The 25166-nt window shown below is 41.2% G+C and carries 19 protein-coding genes, 1 pseudogene and 1 other annotated feature; of the genes and pseudogenes, 5 read left to right on the top strand and 15 right to left on the bottom strand.

What is annotated here, in order from left to right; translation table 11 throughout:
* Position 1: 1 nt before the first annotated feature.
* The 7 genes from JMX07_RS10170 to JMX07_RS10135 form a co-directional block, all read right to left on the bottom strand.
* The gene (locus JMX07_RS10170; protein ID WP_201607759.1) at positions 2-2389 is read right to left on the bottom strand and encodes a site-specific integrase; all 2388 of its coding nucleotides are present in this window, start codon (positions 2387-2389) and stop codon (positions 2-4) included.
* Positions 2390-3527: 1138 nt separating this feature from the next.
* The gene (locus tag JMX07_RS10160) at positions 3528-4451 is read right to left on the bottom strand and encodes a LysR substrate-binding domain-containing protein (RefSeq protein WP_201607757.1); all 924 of its coding nucleotides are present in this window, start codon (positions 4449-4451) and stop codon (positions 3528-3530) included.
* A 296-nt stretch (positions 4452-4747) separates the two neighbouring features.
* The gene (locus JMX07_RS10155; protein ID WP_201607756.1) at positions 4748-5098 is read right to left on the bottom strand and encodes a cupin domain-containing protein; all 351 of its coding nucleotides are present in this window, start codon (positions 5096-5098) and stop codon (positions 4748-4750) included.
* A 19-nt stretch (positions 5099-5117) separates the two neighbouring features.
* Complete coding sequence (locus JMX07_RS10150; RefSeq protein ID WP_201607754.1) at positions 5118-6434, bottom strand: NAD(P)/FAD-dependent oxidoreductase; 1317 nt, start codon at positions 6432-6434, stop codon at positions 5118-5120.
* A 75-nt stretch (positions 6435-6509) separates the two neighbouring features.
* A protein-coding gene (locus JMX07_RS10145; RefSeq protein ID WP_201607751.1) for an IS3 family transposase occupies positions 6510-7597 on the bottom strand; the annotation gives its coding sequence in 2 pieces (ribosomal slippage) (positions 6510-7345 and positions 7345-7597; 1089 coding nt in all).
* A gap of 121 nt (positions 7598-7718) precedes the next feature.
* Positions 7719-8357 carry a hypothetical protein gene (locus JMX07_RS10140; protein WP_201607748.1) on the bottom strand — a complete coding sequence of 213 codons (639 nt, stop codon included), beginning with the start codon at positions 8355-8357 and terminating at the stop codon, positions 7719-7721.
* Between the two features lie 18 nt (positions 8358-8375).
* The gene (locus JMX07_RS10135) at positions 8376-8591 is read right to left on the bottom strand and encodes a hypothetical protein (protein ID WP_201607747.1); all 216 of its coding nucleotides are present in this window, start codon (positions 8589-8591) and stop codon (positions 8376-8378) included.
* 236 nt (positions 8592-8827) lie between these two features.
* On the opposite strand from JMX07_RS10135, the gene JMX07_RS10130 reads away from it, so the two are divergent.
* Positions 8828-9268, top strand: a complete 441-nt coding sequence (locus JMX07_RS10130) for a transposase family protein (protein ID WP_201607746.1) — start codon at positions 8828-8830, stop codon at positions 9266-9268.
* A 53-nt stretch (positions 9269-9321) separates the two neighbouring features.
* Here the strand turns inward: JMX07_RS10130 and JMX07_RS10125 are convergent.
* The 4 genes and pseudogenes from JMX07_RS10125 to JMX07_RS10110 all read right to left on the bottom strand — a co-directional run.
* A pseudogene (locus tag JMX07_RS10125) lies at positions 9322-9438 on the bottom strand (IS5/IS1182 family transposase); the annotation flags it as partial.
* A gap of 231 nt (positions 9439-9669) precedes the next feature.
* Positions 9670-10839: an HlyD family type I secretion periplasmic adaptor subunit gene (locus tag JMX07_RS10120; RefSeq protein ID WP_198335757.1), complete on the bottom strand. Its 1170-nt coding sequence runs from the start codon at positions 10837-10839 to the stop codon at positions 9670-9672.
* Positions 10832-13138, bottom strand: a complete 2307-nt coding sequence (locus tag JMX07_RS10115) for a type I secretion system permease/ATPase (RefSeq protein ID WP_201607745.1) — start codon at positions 13136-13138, stop codon at positions 10832-10834. Before JMX07_RS10115 ends, JMX07_RS10120 begins: the two co-directional genes overlap by 8 nt.
* Before the next feature lie 20 nt (positions 13139-13158).
* The gene (locus JMX07_RS10110; protein WP_320158005.1) at positions 13159-14715 is read right to left on the bottom strand and encodes a TolC family protein; all 1557 of its coding nucleotides are present in this window, start codon (positions 14713-14715) and stop codon (positions 13159-13161) included.
* A 73-nt stretch (positions 14716-14788) separates the two neighbouring features.
* Here JMX07_RS10110 and JMX07_RS10105 point away from each other — a divergent pair, with 73 nt between their 5' ends.
* Positions 14789-15538, top strand: coding sequence for a hypothetical protein (locus JMX07_RS10105; protein ID WP_201607744.1), 750 nt, complete (start codon positions 14789-14791; stop codon positions 15536-15538).
* Positions 15539-15601: 63 nt separating this feature from the next.
* Here JMX07_RS10105 and JMX07_RS10100 read toward each other — a convergent pair whose 3' ends face one another.
* The 3 genes from JMX07_RS10100 to JMX07_RS10090 all read right to left on the bottom strand — a co-directional run bounded on the left by JMX07_RS10100 (position 15602) and on the right by JMX07_RS10090 (position 20788).
* On the bottom strand, positions 15602-18436 hold the full coding sequence (locus JMX07_RS10100) for an Ig-like domain-containing protein (RefSeq protein ID WP_201607743.1): 2835 nt from the start codon (positions 18434-18436) through the stop codon (positions 15602-15604).
* Between the two features lie 78 nt (positions 18437-18514).
* Positions 18515-19489: an OmpA family protein gene (locus tag JMX07_RS10095; protein ID WP_201607742.1), complete on the bottom strand. Its 975-nt coding sequence runs from the start codon at positions 19487-19489 to the stop codon at positions 18515-18517.
* 79 nt (positions 19490-19568) lie between these two features.
* A protein-coding gene (locus JMX07_RS10090) for an IS3 family transposase (protein ID WP_201607741.1) occupies positions 19569-20788 on the bottom strand; the annotation gives its coding sequence in 2 pieces (ribosomal slippage) (positions 19569-20503 and positions 20503-20788; 1221 coding nt in all).
* Positions 20397-20513: a sequence feature (AL1L pseudoknot), on the bottom strand. (Overlaps the previous gene by 117 nt.)
* A 225-nt stretch (positions 20789-21013) precedes the next feature.
* Here JMX07_RS10090 and JMX07_RS10085 point away from each other — a divergent pair.
* Together JMX07_RS10085 and codB are read left to right on the top strand one after the other, a co-directional pair.
* Positions 21014-21715 carry an IS1 family transposase gene (locus JMX07_RS10085; protein WP_201607739.1) on the top strand — a complete coding sequence of 234 codons (702 nt, stop codon included), beginning with the start codon at positions 21014-21016 and terminating at the stop codon, positions 21713-21715.
* 307 nt (positions 21716-22022) lie between these two features.
* Entirely contained in the window at positions 22023-23249 is a 1227-nt protein-coding gene (gene codB / locus JMX07_RS10080) for a cytosine permease (RefSeq protein ID WP_201607737.1), read from the top strand.
* 10 nt (positions 23250-23259) lie between these two features.
* Here the strand turns inward: codB and JMX07_RS10075 are convergent, their stop codons facing one another.
* Positions 23260-23916 (bottom strand): IS1595 family transposase, encoded by a 657-nt coding sequence (locus JMX07_RS10075; RefSeq protein WP_201607735.1) that lies wholly within the window; start codon positions 23914-23916, stop codon positions 23260-23262.
* An 89-nt stretch (positions 23917-24005) separates the two neighbouring features.
* On the opposite strand from JMX07_RS10075, the gene JMX07_RS10070 reads away from it, so the two are divergent.
* Positions 24006-25154, top strand: coding sequence for a PucR family transcriptional regulator (locus JMX07_RS10070; protein WP_201607734.1), 1149 nt, complete (start codon positions 24006-24008; stop codon positions 25152-25154).
* The last annotated feature ends 12 nt before the right edge of the window (positions 25155-25166 follow it).

The following is a 25166-nucleotide window of genomic DNA, read 5'->3' as shown; positions in this document are numbered from 1 at the left end:
GTTAATCAGCTCTCAGTTGTTTTAAGCGCTCTTCTACGATAGAGGCTAATGATCTTATGCCAATAGTTTGTGCAATAACTTCAAGAGTAGGACCTACTTTATGGATCTGCTGCTTAGAGATTGAAGAATACTTGTTCAACGCCTCTTGATCACGCTTTTCGTGGCCAATAATTGCATTGATCAGCGGTATTGGGGTGCTAAGTCTCTCTAGCTGAGTACGCACAAAATGCCGAACCCAATAGGGATCAATATCTAGCTCATGAGGCGTCGCTTTAGTAATATCTCCACGTTTAATAGGATTTAACTGGTGCATAGACTCTAAAAGATTAATAACTGTTGATTCAATATTATCATCTAGCGTCTCAGTGATAATATTAGATAACTCTCTATTTTCAATAAAGGTCATCCTGAATGTTCGTAAGAAAATTTTGTAGTCTATTATTAGTTGTTTGGCACTTGCACATAGAGGTATTAATCGATCTGTCTTACTACTACGATTAGGCTTATCATCTACGATCAACCAGCCCATTTCTTCATCTATTTGATTGACTGAACCTGGAATGCCGTTGTTAGCTCGAATACCTGTCGACAAACAAATGGCATACCATGTATAGATACTATATCGATTAAACAGCTCAAATGCTGTTTCACTGTTAGAAACCCATAACGTTAAATCTAAGACTAGGTTTTTGACATGTTCAATATTTAGCACCTGCATGCTACCTGTAGAGAAATGTGGTACTGGCTTATCAAAGTAGCCAAGATTGTAAGTTGACCCTGCACTTAATGAGTTCAAACAATCTTTATAAACAGAAACGATGTCATCGTTTGAATGGCTACTGTAATAAATTGCAGGTGCGATAGAGGCAGGTGTACGGCAAATTAAATCTGCATAATGCTCATTACCCGATGGCGTGAATCGTCGGATATACATATGTAATATTTTTGATATGCGAGTATCAGTAAGATAAACAATCTCCAGCTGACTTTTCATGGCTTTAATAAACTCTTTTACCTTCTCCATCGTTAGCTCTGATGCACTAACCTCTGCTAACTTGCAGGTCAAACCTATAGGTAGTGGTAGATAAATGAGATCTGACTTATTTTCAAAACAAGAAGTCTTAAGCTCTGCCCTATCACTTACGCCTAACCTATGCATAATAAATATCTGCTCGTTATCGTACTCAAGCAACGTACTTTTGCTAAAAAAATCAGGAATTAATAATGTTTTGATAGGTAAACCAGTGATCAGAGAAAAAAGCAGGAGAGCTGCTACCGGTTGTTCGCTGTAGGTTACTAAATGATTAAACACTGCCTGACAGCTCATTTTTGAAAGATAGCGAACATTAGTAGCAAGCTCAAAATCATGCGCTGCCATGTAGGTTTGCTGTACCGATTCATCATAGTTATGAAGTGGTGCGATACGTTTAGAGAGATCAGGCTGTGAATAGCTGAAAAAATAATCTGAATTATAAGCATCTACCAACTCTTCAACAGAAACACTTTCCTCAGAAAGAGATGGTTTTTCACAAAAAGGTATTAATTCTATTGGATTATTATCAATAGGATCAGACACTTTGTTAGTATGGAAAAACCCATAAAAATGAGGCTGCGCGTTAACGGGTATAGGTTCAGCTTTAAGATTTTGCCAAGGCTTGTCTTTTATTTTGTCAGGTTTATCTGACTTAGAGTTGCTATTATCACTCGTCCCTGCTTGCTCTTTGTCTTTTTTTTGCTCTTTGTCTTTTTTACTACTTCGTTTATGTTTTCTTTCAGGATAGTAGGCCCATTCTATTATTTGATGGATTTGCTCTATCTGACGCGCACGTTTCTTATAGTTGTTAGTATCGTTTTGTTCCCACCGTGCATTCGCTAGTACTTCAGCACGCTCATTAAGGTCATCTATTAAAGCTTGTAAATATTGCGAGTCAAACTCTAGCCTTGAGAGTGGTAATATAGTTTGAAAAAAATCATGACTCCAAAACCACTGATAGTCTGCAGTTTGTGTATATCCATATATTTTAAATTTCTTTAATATGCTCTTGGCTTGTATTGGGTTTAGATGAATGTGTGATAACACACTAAGATAAATGGCGAACCCTAACCATTCTCTAATCAGCGCATAGTTAGTATTATAGTCAGTTAAATCTTCAAAATTGTGTTTAATAAGGGCCAGTAACCAGTGAATATCTGCTCTCTTATGATTTCTTCTGGGTCTATCATAATTTGGAAGAGTAGAAACTAAAGCGTTGAAGTCTAAGCACTGATGAGTGTTCGAATGGTAATGATAAAAGATAGATTTAATCAGCTTGGGCTCATCTATGTTGTGGTACGAAATACCATGCGGTAGCAACTGCTGTATTGCAAAATCGATTTCAACTTCATTCATCGTACGACTCCTCTAAAGGAGTTTTTTTGTGCGAATTGTAGTAACTGGCTTCTGAGAGTCCAATTAAGTTGACAAATACCTTTGTCGTTAATTTCACACTGTTAAACACCCTTATACAATCATCCTCAGACAGCTGCCTCTTTAATTGCTGATAACAGTTAACTAAATTTAATACACCCTTATATCTGGTGATAAAAAATATTATCTCATTAAAAGCATAAGACTTAATTTGAGAGTCAGTTAATTTTTTGCTGACGCTAAAATTTAATTCGGATTCATAGATACTGATATCTTGTATATCGGTAGTGAGACAATAATTCAGAATAAAAAAATTGTCGTAGAATAAATATCCTCTACTACCTTGCTTTTCCACTTGAAACACTTGCGAACACTGAATTCGAGTCCAAAATTCAATATCGCTCTTTAACATGTAAGGCAAAATAAGGTGATTAAATATTTTATAGTAGCCAATATTAGCTTTATGAACACTTAGTTCTTTTTGCTTTATATCGTTTAGGTAAGTCTTTTTCATAAATAGTGAAATCCAATCATACTTACTGAAATCTTATATAATTTAATCTACTATTATCTACAGAAATTGCAAGTAATTATTGGAAAATATTAAGTAATTTCAGTAACTTATACCAAAATATACCAGGATATAGCAAAATATACCTATTTCATCTGAGCTGAGTTTCTACGCTGCATACTTTAAGAAGAAATGATAACCATCCTGCCATTAGAGTCGTAGCTCTTATATTAAATTATTTTTTAGAAGAACTAGATTGCCAAAAAACTGCTGCCTTTGAAACGTTGGCTGATGAGTAGCAACGAATCCTTGTTGATTAAAAATATCTCAACTACCGATTATCAAAACATCAAACAACAATCTAATGATTCAAAAAATGCTCTCCATATCGGTATTGCTAGTCAAAACCCTAGAGAGCAGACGAACAAATGGCAATACTCACCACTACTACGATTTTTTGTGCATATGATGTTGATTACAGATGAAAAAATATCGCTCATAGATAATGAGTGATACTCACGTTGAGCGACATATCTTTTAGCTAAATTATTGACAGGTTTGTGGTTCATACCATCAAAGACAATCTTGATACTACAGAATAGTTAGTCTTTAATTCAGGCTTCCTGTTCCTACAATCTCTGGGAGCTGTTGTAGTAACCATTCCCGAAATTTGGTCACGCTCATTGACGTGTTATGCCGACCTAAAGGCTCTAACATATAAAAGTTTTCTGCAGTACGTAAAACGGTATCCACTGGGCGTACTAGGGCACCACTTTTTAGATAGTCATCTACCAGTGAGCCCCACGCCAAAGCAATACCTTGACCATTAATTGCTGCCTGAAGCAACATCGTGTAATTATTAATATGGACTTTGTTTTTAGGAGTAATAGTAGGATAACCTACTTCACTAAACCACTCAGGCCAAGTCATCCAGTCTGTTCGTGCTTCATCAAGATTTAGTAAAGTGCCACCAAATATTTTCTCTAGCGATCTATCATTATTAAACTGTACCAAATAATCTGGACTACAAACAGGGAAGACCTCTTCTGGAAATAGAGGGGTTACCTCCATTCCTGCAGGTGGTACACGACAGTAAAATAAAGCCAAATCGCAGTCCATACTATGCAAATCCACAACATTGTCAGTTGCTAGTATTCTCAGGTCTATGCCTTCTTCTTGCTGAAATCGTGCAACCTTGGGCAATAGCCAAAGTGCTGCCATAGCATGTGTGGTGGCTACTGTGACTTGATTTTCACCGCGCCATTTTTTGATTTCTCCAGTCGCTTGGGCAATATTAATAAGCGCACCATAAATGCTTTGATAATACTGTAATCCAGTGGGCGATAAAGATATCTTACGATTTGCTCGAATAAACAACTCTTTGCCAAGATACTCTTCTAATTGGCGTATCTGACGACTAACTGCTCCTTGCGTGACGTTTAGCTCATCAGCAGCTAGGGTAAAGCTCTGGTAGCGAGCTGCTACTTCAAACATAATGAGACTATTCATCGGTGGTAATGGCTTGATTTTCATCGACACTCCTAGCTTGTCATTTGCATAATAGCTGACGCTATTTTATCTAACCTAGTCCTTAGATTAGATAGTAAACTAAAATCATTGAAAGCTAGAGTATATCACTAGAAGTCATGGAAAAAATGATCGAGGAATTTAGCAGTTTCAAAATATAAATAATCAAGGTATAAGAAATTTGACTACTGCCGTTCGAACAGTGTTATATAATCTTTAAAACTAATATTTACTATTATATGTAAACACAAAAAACCCTTTAAATCATGAGACTTAAAGGGCCTAATGCCTAAATATCATATTTATGTCAATCCATGGATTTCTTTCCAGTTACCAGGGTGCACAACATAGCCAAACAAGGCATGACCACCGTATATAAGCTCTGTTCCTTCAGGAATCCAAAGCATCTGTCCTGGACGCACTTCGTACTTTTGACCATTAGCCGTTAACTCAAAGCAGCCTTCTATCACAAAGACAACCTCATCGTAGAGTACTTGCCATGAGACCTCTGCACCTTCCCAACGAGCAAAACCTATCCCCATATTTGGAGAAACATCAGGTGTTAGTGCCCTAGCCACATAAGCCATGCCTGGAGAGTCGCCACGTACACTAAATTCGAGGTTCTTACTGTCTATTAATCTTACTTCACTCATGATCATCTCTTAGCGGTTGCTATAGTTCACTGCGACTTTGCCATTTTGCAAGATTGATGCGAAACTTGACCCCCAATCCTAAAAATGGTTCTGGTGGGTTTAAGCTTGGCATATCAGTCACATATTGAATATCATGCAAATCTTGGGAGTCTGCTCCTACCACCAGATCTGCGAGTAGCGTTCCAGAAATGGTTCCCCACGCCGCACCAACACCGTTGTCACACGCGCTGGCATACACGCCATCTTCTAACTCACCAAAGAAGTTCGTAAAATTGCGTGAAATGGCATAAACACCTCCCCATGTATGAGTTAAAGGCACACCTGCTAGCTCAGGATAACGGGCTAAGAATGATTTTCGATGATCAGTCTGAACCCATTGGCGTGTTTCATTACTGATGCTTTTGCCATATTTTGGTACATGTTTGTAGGTATTACGAATAAGGATGCGGCGATCCGCAGTCATGCGTAATGTCGTACCAGCATGGTCAGCTGGTGTTAATCCCCAGTTTAAGTCACCTTTGTATATCTTCATCTCTTCATCAGTTAGTGGACGAGTCCAACTGGCAAAAGTCATCACGGGTAATAAACGATTTTTGAGATAGCCAAACTCTCGCGTAAAGATACTGGTGCCCAGTAATAACTTAGGTGTAATCACTGTTCCTTTATTACTGGTCAGTACCCAATTACCATTTAATTTCTGTATGTCTGTAATTGGTGATTCTTCAAACAGTTCTACATTCTCAGGTAGATTGTTACCCATTCCTTGTACTAAAGCGGCAGGCTGCATGAGGTAAGAACCAGGCGTAAAAATAGCACGGCTATAATAATTGGTTCCAAGAACGCTACTGAGCTCTGCTTTTTCTACCCAGTGATAAGGCTCCCCTAGATTTTTCATCAAATGCTCAAAATGATTTAGGTGCTCTTCACCACGTTCGCCAACTGCGCCTTGGTACTTACCTACTGCCGACCACTGACAATCGATGTTGTGCTGTTCGACCAACCCTTGCAACTGAGATATGGCGGTTCTATTTAGGTGTAATAGCTTTTTCTTAAGCTCAGGATCTGGGTGCTCTAATGAAAACTTATGTGGTAAATCTATCACAAAGCCTGAGTTACGTCCTGAAGCCCCTTCTGCCACACGCTGCGCATCTACCAATATAATACGCGCTTCTGGCTTTAGCTCAGCCAATCGCCTTGCAGCCGCTAGGCCAGCAAAGCCTGCACCAATAATCGCATAATCGACTTTTTGTGTTCCAACCAGTTTTTTGGCAGGTTCTGGCGCAGGCAATACGGAATACCAACCACAGCTTTTGTCATCATTCGGTAAATTAACCATTATTATTTCCTCAAGCTGCCGTTTTATTGAGCGTGATGGAAATACCCCCAAATTTAAAACACCAAATAAGTAGAACTAAGCTGCCATATTAAGTTTCTGAATTGGCGTAAAGCCACCATTACCCATATTGGGTCTTTCGTTATTATAGTGATACAGCCAAGCTTCAGCCTGGTGCCGCACTTGATCTAAACTATCAAACAGTTCTTGATTAAGCCAGTCATAACGCACTGTCTTATTAAATCGTTCAATATAAGCGTTTTGCTGAGGATTGCCAGGCTCAATGTATTCGATAACGATACCTTGCTTAGTTGCCCAATCCTTTAAATCATTGCTGATATATTCAGGGCCATTATCACACCTGATTTGATTAGGCTTACCTCGGTGCTCTATAAGCTGGTTTAAACTGCGTATCACTCTTTGAGCCGGTAGTGAGAAATCAACCTCTATGGTTAATGCTTCACGGTTATGATCATCAATGACATTAAACAGTCTAATAGCACGACCATCAGTTAAGGCATCGTGCATAAAGTCCATACTCCAGCTTTGATTGATGCAAGTGGGCACAGCAAGCTTTTGCGGTTTGTCTCGTTTAATACGGCGTTTAGGCTTTATTCTAAGGTTTAATTCAAGCTCACGGTAGATGCGATAAACACGTTTATGGTTATAAGGCAGTCCCAGTACATTTCTTAGATATAAGAAGCACAGCTTAAAACCCCAATTTTTATGACTGCTTGTTAAGTCAGTCAATAGCTTAGCTATCTGCTCATTCTCATCCGCTGTCTTTGGCTGATAGTAATAGCAGGTTGTGCTGATATCAAAGATCAGACAGGCTAGACGGATGCTTATATTACGATCATCAACATAATATTTAGCTAAGTCTTTGCGCCTAGAGGGCGCTACCACTTTTTTGACATGGCATCCTGTAAGATATCTGATTTAAGCCTTTCCTCAGCATACATTTTCTTTAAGCGAGCGTTCTCAGCTTCTAATTCTTTAAGACGGGTAATTAATGAAGCATCCATGCCGCCGTATTTACTCCTCCATTTGTAGAAGGTACTCTGACTTATATTGTGCTCACGCAGTATGTCACTGACAGGCACGCCTTGTTCTGCTTGTTTGAGTATATTAACTATCTGGGTGTCGGTAAATCTTGATTTTTTCATGTCGAAATCTCCTGCTGGTATTTTAGCAGTTAGTTTCTACTTTTAAGTGTTATTATTTTTTGGGGTGATTACCGTATGACCAAATATATATCCATTTATGTCGCGATATCACATAGCCTATTCAATCCTCAATATATATCGCTTTTAAATGAAAAAAATTAGGCTCATCAGTCATACTTGATCGATAATATATAGACTCACCAGTATTAGATAATAGTCCTTCGACAGCATCTCCTATGTAAGCAAAAGCTTCTATTGGTAAGCTTTGCTCGCTCTCCATGCCAATCAACACCCCTTTGGTATCATGTGCTTTTTCCAGTTGACTTATCAGCTTGTGTGTCGCTGATTTTACCATATCTGATTCAGGCTCACCTTTAGCGCTTGTATGAACAAACTGGAATGAATTGCCACACTCAAGCAAGTGTATAACATCTATCACATCTATGCCGATAAACGTACTTGCAGACCTTACATTAAGCAGTTCAACGACATCGTTTACTTTATCTGGCTGACACTTAATAACTGCCTCTACGATATCAAAGCCCTCATGATCGTGCTCATGGTTATAGTCATCTGTTTGTAAGCCTACTAAAATATCAGCCTTTACTTTCTGTTTTAGCTCAAACAGTGCCTGCTCACTCCATTCATCGTTCATAACAAAACAACCAATGATAGCTGGTGGAAAACACTCTGTGTTTGATCGATATAAAGCAGCACAAGGGGTATCATCTATTTGCGAGTTGTCGAGCTGATATTTCATGATTATACTCATTTATAATTAGAGCTTTTCGTTCAATAGATGGTGATCTACTAGAATCTGAAACACCGTGTCCATTTCTTCCAAAATTTTATCTGCCATCGTGCCTTTATTTATTATTAACCATGCCTCACTCGAACCTTTCCAATCTTGCGGATCAAAGTAGTAGTAAGCAGGCCATTGAGCAGAAGAGCTCACTTTTTTATCAGTTAGCATCGTATTCAGTACCGTTTTCATAGCTTCTGTATGTGGACACGCTTTCGCGGCTTCTACAGAAGTGAACTTAATTCCTAGAATTGGACGATCAAACCCTGCATTATCAAACTCGAAGCAAACCCATGCATTGTCATAGCCAGGAATTATGAATCTAATCTGTTCGTATCTTCTGCCCTCGCCGATATAACTAATAGACCTCTTGCAAAAGTAGTTGTAAGACACAACGTATATTATTGAACTCTACTTACTTAATAGATATGCCAAACATAGATAAGCTACTCAAACAAAGTGACGCTGGTTTTAAACGCTACACTGGCATTCATAAAGCCACCTTTTATGACATGCTTGAGGCCATGCAAGAGCATGAAGCATCTAAGACCAAATCAGGTAGACCAAGTGTGCTCAGTCTTAAGGAGCAGATACTACTCGCCCTGACTTATTGGCGTGAATACCGCACGCTTTATCATATCAGTATGGACTTTGGTATTCATGAGTCTTCTGCTAGCCGTATCATTCGTAAAGTAGAAGACATACTGATTGACTCTGGCAGGTTTGAATTGCCTAAAAAGTTGCCTAGTCGCGTCGATGAGGACATCAATTGGTCAGTCGTCATTGTCGATGCCACCGAAACCCCAATTGAGCGTCCAAAAAAAACCAAAGAGACTACTATAGTGGCAAGAAGAAACAACATACCTTAAAAGCGCAGGTTATCGTTCATTGGCAAACAGGATTGATACTGGACATGCAAACATCTAAACAATATGGCTTCCATGACTTGTCTGTCGTTTTTCCAAGTATGACAGCCATGAGCCTTCATGCTACTTTGGAGTTGTTCCCATGTATTATCATTAAGCACTGTTCTTGCCATAATTTAGAGAGCCATGTTTGAAATAGTCTCTTTATTTCAAAGCCTTTATACTTACTTTTCCAGATTAGGGACACACCCTAAAATCTCTCAAGTTTATGTTTACAGGATTGACGGCAGGGTTAGGGCGCGTCTTCAATTCACTCAATAGTTATCTAAATGTGTTGAAAACTACTATCAATAAAATATAGCAGATATATGGTAAACGCATCTGCTTAAAGCTTTATACAAGTCTTAACGCTCACCTAACCCTTCAGAGAATGTTTTGGTGATAGGCTTGGTAATATAGGACAGCACCGAGCGTTCTTTGGCTTTGATATCGACTGAGGCTGTCATACCTGGTTTAATGACTATTTCGTCACGGTGGTCTTCAAACTCGGCGCCCGTAATTTTGATTTGCGCTCGATAATACGGCTCTTCACCTTTCGGTGTTTGCTCCATCAGAGTATCGGGACTGATATAAACCACATTGCCATTCATAGCACCAAATATAGAATAATCATAGGCATCCAGCTTGACAGTAGCCACCTGACCTTCTTTCACATAAGCAATATCCATTGGGCTAATCTTGGCCTCAACGATGAGATCGCTACTGGTTGGCAATATTTCCATAATAATCTCACCAGGCTTTACGACCCCGCCAATAGTGGTAATAAGGATGTTATTTACCTTACCATCGGTTGGGGCATATAGGTTTTTTTCTTGCAATACTTGCGAGTAGTCGCGCAGCTGCTCAAGCTCAGTATTGAGCTCCTCTTGCGCCTTGGTCATTTCCGACTGCGCTTCTTCAAAGTATTTATTGCGTTTGTTGGTGATTTGCGCCTGTATTTCTGCCACTTGCCGACGGAGCTTAATTACATCAGCCTGACTGACATCTCCATGAGCAAGTAAAGGCTCGTTCATACTCAGCTCTTGATTTGCCAATACCATCATTTTTCGTAAAGAACTAACATCCTGCTCGATAGCACGGCGGCGGCGATTGTACAGTTGCGTTTGATTGTTTATATATTCATCATACTGCAAAATATCATCTGGAAACGTTAATGGTCGCTCATATATTTCAGCTTCAAGTCGAGCCAGCTTGGCTTTTAGGGCTGCTATTTTAGAGCTTGCATTGGCGACTGCCGCTTGTGCCCGCTCTTCTTCTAAGGTAACAACCAGTTGCCCTTTAGTGACGTCTTCACCTTCTTTGACTAAGATATCAGTCAATACGCCACCCTCAACCGCTTGAATGTCTTGTGTCCGAGCACTAGCGATAACAGTTGCTGTGGCTCGAGTCACCTGATCTATTTTTGCAAAATAAGCCCAAATAACTAATACAATGATACCGAATAGAGCGCCCCAAATAATGATACGGGTACGTCCAACTTTAGGATCATAAGACTTATGTTGGTAATTATTCATTGGCTTGCCCTACATTATCATCTTTATCAGACTGATCATCAGCTTTCACTTCAATACTTGAGGTTTTTTTACTGATAACACGAGTTTTTGGTTGGCTGACCTTTACTGCGGTTTTATGAGCAGGTTTTCGCTCTTCATTGCTTTGTAATTGGGCCAGCACTTTTGATTTTGGCCCATCCATCACGATTTGTTGATTGTCCATAATGATGATGCGATCAACCAATTGCAGCAGTGGCATTTTGTGAGTGGCCACGATTAAAGTATGATCTTCTCCAAAATGCTTATGCAACACATCGATACACTGTGCTTCCTGCCGATTATCCATAGAGGCGGTTGGCTCGTCCATCAATACCACCGAAGGCTTGGTTAATACTAAGCGTGTAAAAGCAACCAACTGTTTTTGTCCTCCTGATAATCCCTTGCCTCCTTCACTAATAGGCAGATCTAAACCACTAGAGTGGCTGGCAACTAGTCTAATCAGTCCCGTCTTGACCAACGCATCATACATAACGTCATCGCTAGGCGCTGGTAAGCCGATCAATAGGTTTTCTCGTAGCGTGCCCTCAAAAAGGCGATGATCCTGTTGTAGGTAGCCTACTTGCGCACTCAAAGACTCACGACTGATCTGCTGCATGTCAAGCCCGTCTAACAATACCCTGCCCTGTGTGGGCGCATATAATCCAGACAATACTTTTAATAGGGTTGATTTGCCAGAACCAATAGGTCCTAAAACAGCAATACGCTCGCCTGCTTTAATCTGTAGCCTACTGATAGCTAAAGCGGGCTGATCATTATTTTGGTAGTTGAATATCACTTTTTCTAAGTCAAAATTACCTGAGATATGACTGGGCGATAACGGGTGACTGACACCGTGATTGTCTTGCTCTAGTGAGAACAACTGCTCTATATTAAGTTTGGCAGCTTTGGCATAGGAGTGCTGTACCAATAGATTAGGAATACCCATCACTGGTGCTAAAATACGACCGCCTAAGATTGAGCAAGCGATCAAGCCACCCATGGTCATATCTCCTGACATCACTACAAAAGAACCCACAATCACAATACCGACATAGCTGACCTGTTGTATCATCTGTGACAAGTAACTTAGGTTGTCATTGGCATGCTTCATATCCAAATCATTTTTGGTGGTGATGTTCATCACATCAAGCCAGCGTGACAAAAACTTCCAGTTGCCTGATCCGGCCTTAATCGTTTCAACGCCCTCTACCGTCTCTACTAAGATACCTGTCTTGCGATAAGAGGCTTGCGCGCCCACAGCGGCGATACTGTCGATTTTTTTGCGTGCACTAAGACCTAGTACAATCGCCACCACGGCGGCAACAATAGGTACTAAAGCGACTAATGGATTACCAATAATAATAATAAGGGTTACAAATATGATCGCCATCGGTATATCGACCAAGCCAAACAACGTACTTGCTGTATAAAAACTGCGAACCTGCTCATATCCACGCAGCTGCGCCGCCATAGACCCCACAGACCCTGGCATCTGATCGATGCGCACGCCTAATAGACGCTGAAAAACCTCACGTGATAAATACTGGTCGAGATTGACCACCACTTTGTCCATAATCTTGGAGCGGGCAAACTTCATAAAAGTTTCAAATAAGATGACCAGACCTACCCCACTCGCTAAAATAATCAAAGTGTATTCGCTACGAGTTGGAATCACACGATCATAGACCTGCATCGAAAACAGCGATACGGCAAGTGCCAACATATTGATTAAAAACGAGGCAACAACTGCCTCTACAATAATGCCACGGTAGTTTTTGAGGTCTTTTTTGAGAATTTGATCAAAAGACAGCTGCTTGCGTTTGCTGGGTTCCTCTCCTAAGCGCACACGCAATAACTGGCTAAAAGCCTCGCTTGCATGCACACTCTTGCCCCTAGACTGGCGAAACTGCCACAGCCCTTGCGGGGTCTGCTGCTCAATCACGCCCCATCCTTGCGTAGGATGCAAAGCCAACAATGGCAAAAATGCGGCATCGGGTATTGGTAAAGATTCTGGCAACTGATCAATGCCCAACTGTTCCAGCACCCTAACAGTACTCGCCAGCGTCACAAGCTCTGTCTGCTGATGCAGCACCCCATGCAAGCGCACACTATCAATAGGATAGCCTTGCTGAGTCAGCAAAGTGTGTAACGCTGCCGCCAATTGCGCCGCTTGCTCATTTATTTGCTCATCAGGGGCAGGCGTCGATAACTGCGAAGTAGGATTTGCCATCAGCTCGCTGTCAGATGTAGCGTCATTCGAAGCTGGAACTGGTGTACTCATGATAAATATATCCTACAAATTTATGGATAGTTGGGGTCATTAAGTGGATAAGTGACGAGACCTGTATCATCTTTGTTGTCACTACTCGCCTCTTTCATCACGATCGGCTGAATGATGACCTGATCAGACTGCTGTCTGGCAGCATCTTGACGGGTCAGCCATTTTTTTACCGGGTCTAGCGGACTAAATAATGGCTCAGGCTGACGGCTTTGATCATATTGCTGCCACGACATCAGGCCAAAATCCACTTGCAGCTTATAAAAAGCACCGATGATAGCCGCGCGGGTCTCGACCAGTTGTGCTTGATATTGTGAATGCTCACGCACTGCGTTCAGTACCTCAAGCCAAGATTTACGCCCTGCAATGAACTGGCGGCGATAAGAGCTCACCACAATCTGTGCGCCTGCGACTGCTGCGATCAAAGAGCGCTCTTGATCCTTAGCACTAGCAAACTGCTGATATTGGGTTTGGATAGTCTCAAGCACTTGTCGTCTTGACGCTTCTTTTGACTGTGAAAGGCTGTTTACTCGTGAGGCTGATGCCCGGGCTAGTGCCAAATTAGATAGGCCTGCTCCTGGAGCATAGCTTAAGCCTACCGAAAACTCACCTTCACTATTATTCTGATTGTTGTTTCTATTTTCATCATGATAATAGTCGTATTCGTACTGTGCATAAACAGTCGGATAACGCGCCGCCTGCAATGACTTAACTTCTTGCTTAGCCGCTTCAACTTGATAATGCCCTTTTACCACAGTAGGATTATAAAAGCTGGCCTGATCGAATGCCATTTTTTCAAAGGTTTGAGAGTAGCCTTTGGCATAGCTGACAAGCTCACCGATATTCGGCACTGGCAGATCAGCTGCTGACAGCTTACGGCCTGTGATTTGCTCTAATCGAGCGATAGCAATACGCTGCTGCTCTACTGCTGCTTGATACGAGTTTTGCTCTTGTAAGATGCGATTGGTCACCAAATCCATCTCGATACGCGCCGATACACCTTGATTGACTCGGCGCTGCATCATCTCCTCAAACTCTGCCAACAGTTGCAGATTATCATAATAGACTTGCTGCTTAGACACAGCAGTGATATAGCTCTGCCATGCCTCTATGGTGGTTTTGGCGACTTGATTCTGTTGCTCGTAAATATACTCTGTGGCTGCTTTATCATCAAAAAGTGCTTGATTGACGTTGGCAGTAAGCTTGCCACCCGTCCATAATGTCTGCCGTAGCTGAAACTGAGAGACCATGCCATCGTCACGATCATAGCCTGATGACAATGTGGGTGCTGGCAGCAAGTTGAGCTTGGCAGCACGGATACTCTCTGTCGTCGCCTGCTGCTCAGCACGTGCCGAACCTATCAAAGGATGACTATCCACTGCGTGACGAATCAGACCATCAATATGACCATTCATGGCTATGTTCGATATAGCATCATATGGTGTTGTTACTGACATAGGCATGACTACTTTTGCTGAGTTATCAGCAGCCACAGCGACAGTCATAGACGATACTAATAGCATGCTGATACTCAGCACTGAACAAGGCGCGCTCAAAATACGGTAACGATTCACACTCATAACATCAGGCTCAATTAAAAAAGGATAGTGTGTTAATATTCAATCTATTGATATTCATGGAGATTTATCGCTTATGCCAGTGCTAGAAAAAACGCCAAAACATAGAACCATCACCGCTATAATATTGGCGCTACTGCTACATTTGATGGTTGCACTGGTATTGTACGTAACCCTATATGAAAGGCTGGATACTGACACTCAGCAAGCGACTCATCACACTCAGCCTGCACCCGTTGTAGCGCAATCGCATGATACGTCGCAAGTCAACGTAACCCAGTCAACTGAACGCCATGATAACAAAAAAACCATGATAACAAAGCAAAAAACCGACCTGCCAGCGATAACAACTCCTACGCAGAAAGTAGCGCAAGCATCAAAAGATGCCAGCATAGCGAAAGATAAGGCACCCAAGCAACCTGCTAATATGCTAGCTTCTACCGTAAATCAAAACCCACTAAATTCCAGTACTAATACACCAGATCTCGATACGTCAAGTAATAAAACGGCAAATACCAGGGCGAGCAATAACAACACATCTCAAACTGCCAAAAATGATACTTATAAAAATAGCCGTAGCGCTAACGACAACTCGACTCAGCAGCTACAAACCACTGTAGAATATGAGCACTTAGAGGATGAGCTAGAAGAGAACGCTGAGCGTCTATTTGCTCTCATCAATACCGTTAAAGAGCGCAATCAGCAACAGATCAACGAGCAGCAAGCCAGTCAATCTATAAAGTCGCCTAAAACTACTGAGCAAATGACGACACCTGATTATCCCATCTCCCCTATTACCTCATTAGACAAGTCAAAAAACAACTAAATACGTAACAAAGAAGCCATCACAAGTATGGCTTCTTTGTCACAGTTATAGATAAGGTTTGGATTAGATAATAGTGGTAGTAATATCAGTATCAATCATCACGTTATGAGTACCATTACTATCACTAAAGCTATAGATATCATAGGTATTACCGTTTTGGGTCGTGGTATTGTTGGTATTGGTCCAATCATTACCAGATAGCTGCACACTATCAGCAGTATCTCCATCGACAAATATTGTATCGTTGCTATCAGTCATATTAATAACGTCACTAGTCTTTAGATTAGTCAATGACTGTGCCCCATCACCTAACTCAATAAGTTCCATATTATCAATCTTATTGCTATCAAAGCTACTAAAATCAATACTGGTATCTACCAGTAGCGTATCAAAACCTGCACCACCATCCATCGAAACTTTATCTGCTGAAAACTCAATGGTGTCATTGCCTATATTATCCGTTACCTGTACCTCGAACTCTATCGTAGAGGATGAGCTATCGCCATTTGACTTTTCAGTAGACGTTACTATGAAAGTCACATCAAGTGAAGCGGCTGTAGTATCATCTCCAACAACTAGTTTAAAGTCCTTATATTCATTTGTACCTGTATCACCTACTGCTGGAGTATAGTTGGCGATACCGTCGGCGCCTACAGTTACAGAATGATTTGTACCGCTTGCATCCGTAAAAGAAAGCATTGCACCAGCTGGTAAGCCAGAGACTTCAAACGATAAGTATTCTGAACCATCAATATCGGTTGCTTGTAGATGAATACCTGTTAAATCAATGGTATCTGAAGATAGGCCCTCATATCCTATATTCACTGGAAAGAAACCAGTATCGTCTTTTCCATCGCTCCCGGCATCGTAACCACCCAAAACATATCTCGTCTCTTTCAGACTATCTTCTATAGCATCAGCATTTGGATAGTACTTCATAGACGACCCGTCAGTGTTTGCAACTGCAAAGTCATAGTTACCTGGTCCATCCGCATTATGTGCATAAAACTGGAAACTATAGAAGCCTGTCTCGGTCACGCTAAAGTCATCTTCGCCACTAGTGTTAGCTCCTCTCCAGTTTACATGCAACGAAGAGACATCATCACCAATGACAATTGCAGCACTGTCATCGCCAATGCCTGAATATGTGTAAGTTTGACCAACCTCAAGGAAGACATAGCCTGATATATAAACGGCATCATACGCAGGTAGGTTGGTACTGGATAGACTAGTGGTTGTTCCTGAACCAGATGTACTAACAGCGGATCCATTACTGTTAGTCACATTCTCATTACTTCTTAAATAATCAATTGCGTTTAATAAAGTCTCTTTAGCTGCGCCATCTCCACCGTTTTCTAATAGGTTCTCACCATTGATATTTTGGGCATTAGACCATGTTTGAATATTTAGACTTAAAGCAGGAGGATCAAGCTCAAAAGCACCTGCCGTTGGTTTATCTGCAACCGCTATAACTTCAATGTTTAAGTCTGCAGTGTCTGTCGTAGTACCATCACTAACCGTATAAGTAATAGTAGGCACATCACCACTATAGTCCTCTACAGGCGTAAAGCTATAGTCACCATTAGCATCGATTTGCACACTACCGACATCTGGGATATCAATAGAAGTTCCAACAGTATAGTCAGCTCCGCCAATTTGGATACCTGTTACTGTCAGACCTGATACGTCATTAGTCAGCACATTGCCAGTAGTGGTACCAGAGTCTTCTTCCATAGATTGGTCGTCATTGTTAGCAACAGGCGGTGCATTTGGCACATCGATAAAGGTGACGGTACCGGTGTCTGTGTCTTGACCATCAGTCACGGTGTACGTGACGTCTGGCACTGGACCTGCGTAATTAGGCTCTGGGGTGAAGGTTAGCTCACCTTCTGGCGTCATGGTAATCGTACCCACGCCTGTGATCGTCGCCGTCTCACCTGGCTGATAGGTAGTGCCGTCAACCGTGAAGTCATCAACCGTCAATGGGTCGTCGTTTGGATCGGTATCGTTGCCAATGATGTCCTTTGTCACTGGCGTTCCACTTTCGGTGGTTACTTCGTCATTGTTAGCAACAGGCGGTGCATTTGGCACATCGATAAAGGTGACGGTACCGGTGTCTGTGTCTTGACCATCAGTCACGGTGTACGTGACGTCTGGCACTGGACCTGCGTAATTAGGCTCTGGGGTGAAGGTTAGCTCACCTTCTGGCGTCATGGTAATCGTACCCACGCCTGTGATCGTCGCCGTCTCACCTGGCTGATAGGTAGTGCCGTCAACCGTGAAGTCATCAACCGTCAATGGGTCGTCGTTTGGATCGGTATCGTTGCCAATGATGTCCTTTGTCACTGGCGTTCCACTTTCGGTGGTTACTTCGTCATTGTTAGCAACAGGCGCCTGATAAACAGGAGGAATAACATCGCCACCACTATCGTTTGAGCTGCTACTACTAGCAGCGACTATACCAACCAAACCAACGCCAGCCGCCGCTGGTATCCACCAAGGCACAATAGCTACATACTCCGTACCGCCGAGCGCCTGACCCTCGACATCACCAACTTTTAGTTGAGTCACATAATCATAGGTCTCACCAGTATCTGGAATATAATAATAGTATTCTCCATCTTCAGCGATACCAAGTAGCGCACTGTCTGGGTTATCGTAAAAACCTTGTATAATAAGGTCGCTTTCTTGACCTTCTTCTTCAAATGAAACATGTAAGTCATTTTTCAGACGTTTAGTGATGATATGGTTAGGCGCTCGACCGATAGCAGTATCATGAAACTCATAATTCACCTTATCCATAGCTTTAATAATGGTAGGCTTACCGTCCTTGGTCACGACTTGTACTTGATCTATGGTTTGAGTCGCATCATTTGTCTTCACAATAATCGTATTCATTTTTATCTCTTATATTCTTCAATCAAAATTTTAGAACTTTACAGTCTTATGTATTAGGATGTCTAAATCGCTAAAAACTCATGGCTTGGCTAGGTTTTCTTCGACCACAGCAACCACTCGGCGATTGAGCTGCCTACCTTCTACTGTGTCGTTGCTTGCTCTTGGCTGCGACTCGCCATAACCAATGGCAGTTAAACGATCTTCTGCGACTCCAAACTGCGAGATCAATACTTCTTTTACCGCATTAACACGACGTTGGGATAAAGCTTGGTTATAGCTATCTTTGCCTCGGCTATCAGTATGCCCCTCGATGGTTACTACCGTATTAGGGTACTGGGTCATAAATTCAGCCAACTCAGCTACTTTGGCATAATACTCTGGCCGTACGACCGCCTTATCCGTCTCAAATAATACCTCAAGATCAATCGTCACTTTTTCAGTTAGCACTGGTGTTTCTTTTTCTACTGTTAAAGGTGGTGTCACAGTGGGCATAGCAGCGACAGGTGCTGGACAATTCGGTACGACACGGCTAATTTGATGAGACTGATAGGACTTATTTGCTAATAGCGGTGATGCACTGTCAGGCGTTATCTGCGTCAGTGTGCTCTCACCTGTTCCGTCCATTTCGACATAAAAAAAGTACGTTTGACCACCTTGTAACTGATAATCTTGCTTATCTGCCAATAAGTTATTATTTTTAAAACCAGTCGCCTGAACACTCAACTGATTAATTCCAACACAAGAGTCCACCACCGTGTAGTTGTTCGCATGCAAACTGACTTGAAACCTGTTGTTGATAGAGATATTGGTACTTGTTTGCTCAGAATGATTATCGTTCTTCCGTATAAATACTAATCGAGTCTTATCAGACGCCACTTCTTGCTTGAGCACCTCTTTGAAGTCAATACTTTTTTTATTGTTCCACATAACGCCATCAACATGCTGGGTATAGCCTTCACTATCAGCACCACCAATGACAGCACAAGAAGGCATACCAAGCAATGTTATTGGTAAAATAATAGCAACTATATTCTTTCTAAGTATCTTGTTCATAGTATTAATCAGACTTCCAATTTTTTGATAGGTAATATTTTGAACCGCCCCGACTATATCGAAGGCTGATCTACTTGAGTCAGGCAGCAATGCCTGACAGGATTAAATTATCATAATACCGCTTTTCAAACTCAAAGGGTGACACATATCCAATCGTGCCATGTAGACGCTTCTTGTTGAACCAATCCACCCATTCAAGGGTTGCCAGTTCAACATCGTTCACACCAGTCCAGTTCTGCTTTAAATAATGAATCACCTCAGACTTGTAAAGCCCATTGACCGTTTCAGCCAATGCATTGTCGTATGAATCGCCTGTTGTACCAACAGAAGCAATCACGCCAGAGTCCGTCATCTTATCAGTATAGCGAATAGATAAGTACTGAACCCCTCGATCACTGTGATGAATGACATCTTTGGGATGGTTTCTATCTGCTATTGCTTGGTTTAATGCCGCCATTACCATATCCGTGTTCATACGATTCGATACTTTCCAGCCGACAATAGCGCGAGCAAATACATCGATGATAAAAGCGGTATAAACCCAGCCGCTCAATGTCTTGATATAAGTAAAATCTGCAACCCACAGCTGATTAGGACGATGGGCATTAAAGTTACGATTGACCAAGTCGTCAGCACGCTTTTGGTCGTCACGGCTGTTGGTGGTAATCTTACCCTTACCGCGCCAGACACCTTGTAAGCCGTGCTGACTCATTAAACGCTCGACGGTGCAGCGTGCGATATAAATGCCGTCTGCCTTCATCTGCCGCCAGACTTTGCGAGCACCATAGCGGCATTTGCTGTCCTGCCAGATGCGTTTAATCTCGCTGAGATAGTAGTCGTCATGCTGACTGCGCAGTGAACGCCTTTCAGGGCAGCACTCTAGGTCTTTAGTACGGTGATAGGTTGATGGGGCAATCGGTAATACTCTACAGATCAGCTCGACCCCATAACTACCTCTATAGTCATCAATAAACTGAACCATTATCTGGGTGGACGGCCCGTCCCCGCCTGGGCGAAAAAAGCGGCAGCCTTACGTATAATCTCATTGGCTTGCTTGAGCTCTTTGTTCTCGCGTTCAAGCTCTTTGATACGCTCTTTGTCACTTTGAGCCTGCACTGAGGCGGGAATGGTTTGGTCTATGTGCTTTTTATGCCAGGATCGCAGTGTCTCAGGCGTACAGCCAATCTTTGACGCTATGGCTTGAATGGCTGACCATGTAGAAGGATAGTCGCTCGACGCTTCAATCAGCATGCGAACGGCGCGTTCTTTAATCTCAGGAGTGTAGGTTTGTTTTTTCATTGTCGTATTCTCTCAGAATGTTGAGTCTCCGACAATCCCGGGGCGGTTCAGTTTTGCCAGAGATATACTTGCTATTACTTAGAGATCCCTGCATTCGAAATAAAACCCTCATGATTTACCTTTCCGTTATTCATCTTCTTTTAAATTATTAGGTGGTGTATCAAAAAGTATGCTGAAGAAATAAAGGAGGGGTGACAGCCGAAGCAAGATGATATATTTGAGGTTATGAAGACACAAATAGATATCATATGCCCCGACTGTCACAGTCCCAGTCTAAAGAAAAATGGTACAAAAAGCTATGGCAAGCAGAACTACCAATGTAAGGACTGCAAACGTCAATTCATTGGCGACCATGCTTTAACCTACCAAGGCTGCCATTCGCAAATAGAAGACAAGATAGGGCTAATGACGGTTCATGGTTGCGGCGTTCGTGATATAGCGGTTATAGCCAAGGTTAGCATTGGTAAAGTCCTTAGCACCATAGGCTCATCGGTCTATAAGATTACACCTAAAAAGCGCTACTATGAACGCTTAGAGGTTGATGAGTTTTGGACTTACGTGTATCGCAAGAAGCGTAAAGTTTGGCTTATTTATGCTTATGACCGTGATACTAATGAGATTGTCGCTTATGTCTGGGGCAAACGTGATTTGAGAACGGCTAAGAAGTTAAGAGCACGTTTAAAGCAACTCAAAGTAAGCTACGGTTCTATTAGCATGGATAACTGGGATAGCTTTATAACCGCATTCAAGCCTGACAAGAAACAAATTGGCAAACAGCATACCGTAGGTATAGAAGGTAATAATTGCCGTTTGAGACACCGATTGCGACGAGCGGTTCGAAAGACCTGTTGCTTCTCAAAAAAGTTTGATAACCACTTTAAGGTGTTTGATTTGGTGTTCTTTTATGTCAATTATGGCTATGTCTGATGCCAGCATACTTTTTAAAACACCACCAATTATTAATCCTACAACAGCTCTAAAACTGTTTCATTCGAAACTGCTCTTACTTATTAGAGAGATCACCATGCACCATATAAGAACGCAAGAAGATTAATTTGGTGCATTCGTTCGCACTCCCAAAACAACCTCATTTCTTACTAAAAACAAATACTGTTCATATGGTACATTTATGGAAAGGGTTAATGATTGTTTTATCACTTATTTTTTTCTTTTTAATATTGGCATAAAGGTTGCTATTTGTAAGTTACAACCTCCAAATTAGGGATCTAGAATAATGAATCAATCTGACGACTACCCTTTGAGCGCTGTACCAACTGACAAGAGAAAAAGTTTATGGTCCATGATGTCAGTATTATTGGGCTTTACATTTTTCACATCTACAATGTGGGCAGGCGGTACACTTGGCAAATCATTTTCATTTTATGAGCTGATTTCTATTATATTCATAGGTAACTTACTGCTTGGATCTTATGCAGCAGGCTTAGGTTACATTGCATGTAAAACTGGTTTAAACACCGTGTTGTTGGGTCGATATTGTTTTGGACTAAATGGAAGTAAGTTATCTGACTTTGTATTAGGATTTACACAAATCGGTTGGTATGCATGGGGTACTGCGACGATTGCCATTGTCATTGTCAAATTATTGGGATTGCCAGATACATGGCTCACGCCATTGATGATCTTTTTTGGTTTTGGTTTTTGTATCAGTGCGTATATAGGCTACAAAGCGTTAGAAATTCTTTCAAAAATCTCCGTACCTGCGATGCTATTTTTTATAGGCTTATGTTTTTACAAAGGCATTCTCGATATAGGTGGTATTTCGGAATTTATAGCTATTGAACCCACCGAGAGTATGCCAATCGCAGCTGCTATCACCTTGGTGTTTGGCACTTTTGTAAGTGGGGGCACACAAGCAACGAATTGGAGCCGTTTTGCTAAATCAGGAAAAGTAGCCGTTATAAGTACTTTAGCTGCATTTTTTATTGGCAATGGCTTGATGGTATTTGTCGGTGCTTTTGGTACTGCTATCTATCAACAAGCAGATATCGTTGATGTGCTTGTTGCTCAAGGTTTCATGCTTATCGCTATCCTAATGCTATTCACTAATATTTGGACTACCCAAGATAATACTATCTACAATTTTGCAGCTGCAGGGTGTAACTTATTAAGAACAGATAAAAGACGTTTAGTCACCCTATTCGGTGCTGCATTAGGCACCGCATTAGCCGTCATGGGCATGTATAACATGTTGATTCCATTTTTAATATTACTAGGAACGTTCATTCCACCAATTGGTGCGATTATCATGACAGATTTTTGGGTGAAGTATAAAGGCAACATGCCAGATTTGAGCAGTATCGAATTGCCCCAGTACAATATGGTTGGATTATCGGCTTATGTAATTGGTTCAGGCTGCGCGTACGCTTCACCTTGGATTGCGCCACTTGTCGGCATTGTGGTTTCTGCGGTTGCTTACACAATATTATTAAAGGGGCTGTAGTAGATAAGGATTAAATATCACACCATTTTCTCAATGTTTTCAGCTGATTAGATGGTGAGCCATAGTTGAATCTAAACTCGCACTCTTTTAAAAACAAATGGAAGTTCTTCTTATTAATCCCATTATACTTTCTGAGTGTTCGTTTGGACTGATTCCAAAAGTTCTCAATGCCATTGATGTGATTGTTCTTACCGCAAATGAACTCTATAGAGTGATTGACTCTGAAATGTTTAAACTCGCTCACATCCAGTGCATTGTAACTTCGATAGCTATCCGTATAAACAAAGCTGTCAGGCTTGATTTTACGCTTAATAACAGGCATTAGGGTAGTCTGTTTGGTGTCTGCTACGACAATGGTATAAACCTTACCGTTTCGTTTTAGAATACCAAATACAGCGGTTTTACCAGCAGCCCCGCGACCTCTTTTGCCTTTGCGTACACCGCCAAAGTAACTTTCATCTAATTCGACCTCACCATCAAAAAGCTCATCAGCTTCTAATGAGAGATGGTAATCTATCACAAGTCTTATTTTATGATAAAAAAGTGCAGCAGTATTAGGCTGAATATCAAGCAAATCTGCGGCTGTTCTAGCAGTCACTTCAGCCGTAAAAAACTCTAACAGCCTTCGCTGTACTTTTTTACTTAGTTTACAACGGGTTATCTTCATAAAAGTAGTCTAGCATAGTGCTTATCTACTACAGCCCCTTATTAAATCTATCTACTGTAAAAAACCACCGAAAACAGAGTATTTAATTAATGATATCTATTGAATCGTTAAGTCAAATAAGCGGACTAGAAAAGCTTGAGTTTCGAGCAGGGCTACAAGGCAGTAAAAACGCTATACGTTGGCCCTATATCGCAGAAAACACAGAGATAGAAAACTGGACAAAAGGTGGAGAATTGATCTTTGTTACAGGGTTAAATTGGAACTGGACTGTTCAAGACTTTATTACTCTCATTAAAAAAGCAAAAAAACAATGTACGAGTGGGTTAGTGATTTTAACTCACTCACCCTATCTCGATACTATTCCTATTGAAGTTTTAGATTTTGCTAATGAACAACATTTTCCTATTTTTGAACAGCCTTATTCACTGCCAATGGTCAATGTTACCGAAATATTATCTAACGCGATCATCATGGATGGTCTCAATAATAAATCCAGTCGTTGGTTTCTACAGAACTTGGCAGACAATCCCAACATATCTGAAATAGACCTGATTAAAGCCACAGAAATAGGACTTAATCCCGCTCAACAGTTATCTGTCGCTTTTATTAAATTCAATCGTATTACTGATGAAGAAGTCATTAAAGGAGATTACTTAATCAGTCAATTCATGCTGAACGAGGGCGTTCAACTTCCTATTACGGAGCTGCATCAAGGCTGGCTGGCGATTATGCCGACATCAGCGGAATACTGTGATGATAGTATGAAACGATGGAATCAATTGCATCAAAAACTGCTTGCATATGGCTTTAATTGCACTATTGGTGTTAGCGATGCAAAAGAATTAAAAGTCATTTATAAAGCCGTTTCACAGGCAAGACAAAGCGCTAAATTTCGTAGAGATAATAATAGAAACGAAGTTATACATTACAACTCGTTAGGTATTGCTCAGCTTTTTACTCATATCGATAACAATGAAATTGACTCTTTTTGTCGTCAGTATCTAGGTGATATTTTCAACAAACAGGATAATCAGAGTTTGGTTTTAAAAACTACTTTAGCTTGCTATTTTGATAATTTATGTTCAATGCGTCAGACAGCATTGGCAATGAATATACACAGAAACACTTTGTCTAATCGATTAGAAAAGATAGAAACGTTGACGGGTATTAATTTAAGTAATGCTCAACAGCGATTGAGTTTGCAAATAGCGCTCATTGCAGATCGTTACATCAGTTAACTTTTATAAAAT

Origin of the sequence: Psychrobacter immobilis (genome assembly GCF_904846235.1) — a bacterium.
GTDB lineage: Bacteria > Pseudomonadota > Gammaproteobacteria > Pseudomonadales > Moraxellaceae > Psychrobacter > Psychrobacter immobilis_C.
The sequence above is the reverse complement of the archived record's forward strand: the minus strand, read 5'-3'. Positions and strand labels throughout refer to the sequence as shown.

Bases quoted from the DNA above. Each gene is read 5' to 3' on its own strand.
- JMX07_RS10170 (WP_201607759.1), bottom strand. From the start codon at position 2,389: ATGAATGAAGTTGAAATCGATTTTGCAATACAGCAGTTGCTACCGCAT.
- JMX07_RS10160 (WP_201607757.1), bottom strand. From the start codon at position 4,451: ATGAAAATCAAGCCATTACCACCGATGAATAGTCTCATTATGTTTGAA.
- JMX07_RS10155 (WP_201607756.1), bottom strand. From the start codon at position 5,098: ATGAGTGAAGTAAGATTAATAGACAGTAAGAACCTCGAATTTAGTGTA.
- JMX07_RS10150 (WP_201607754.1), bottom strand. From the start codon at position 6,434: ATGGTTAATTTACCGAATGATGACAAAAGCTGTGGTTGGTATTCCGTA.
- JMX07_RS10140 (WP_201607748.1), bottom strand. From the start codon at position 8,357: ATGAAATATCAGCTCGACAACTCGCAAATAGATGATACCCCTTGTGCT.
- JMX07_RS10135 (WP_201607747.1), bottom strand. From the start codon at position 8,591: ATGAAAACGGTACTGAATACGATGCTAACTGATAAAAAAGTGAGCTCT.
- JMX07_RS10130 (WP_201607746.1), top strand. From the start codon at position 8,828: ATGCCAAACATAGATAAGCTACTCAAACAAAGTGACGCTGGTTTTAAA.
- JMX07_RS10120 (WP_198335757.1), bottom strand. From the start codon at position 10,839: ATGAATAATTACCAACATAAGTCTTATGATCCTAAAGTTGGACGTACC.
- JMX07_RS10115 (WP_201607745.1), bottom strand. From the start codon at position 13,138: ATGAGTACACCAGTTCCAGCTTCGAATGACGCTACATCTGACAGCGAG.
- JMX07_RS10110 (WP_320158005.1), bottom strand. From the start codon at position 14,715: ATGAGTGTGAATCGTTACCGTATTTTGAGCGCGCCTTGTTCAGTGCTG.
- JMX07_RS10105 (WP_201607744.1), top strand. From the start codon at position 14,789: ATGCCAGTGCTAGAAAAAACGCCAAAACATAGAACCATCACCGCTATA.
- JMX07_RS10100 (WP_201607743.1), bottom strand. From the start codon at position 18,436: ATGAATACGATTATTGTGAAGACAAATGATGCGACTCAAACCATAGAT.
- JMX07_RS10095 (WP_201607742.1), bottom strand. From the start codon at position 19,489: ATGAACAAGATACTTAGAAAGAATATAGTTGCTATTATTTTACCAATA.
- JMX07_RS10085 (WP_201607739.1), top strand. From the start codon at position 21,014: ATGAAGACACAAATAGATATCATATGCCCCGACTGTCACAGTCCCAGT.
- codB (WP_201607737.1), top strand. From the start codon at position 22,023: ATGAATCAATCTGACGACTACCCTTTGAGCGCTGTACCAACTGACAAG.
- JMX07_RS10075 (WP_201607735.1), bottom strand. From the start codon at position 23,916: ATGAAGATAACCCGTTGTAAACTAAGTAAAAAAGTACAGCGAAGGCTG.
- JMX07_RS10070 (WP_201607734.1), top strand. From the start codon at position 24,006: ATGATATCTATTGAATCGTTAAGTCAAATAAGCGGACTAGAAAAGCTT.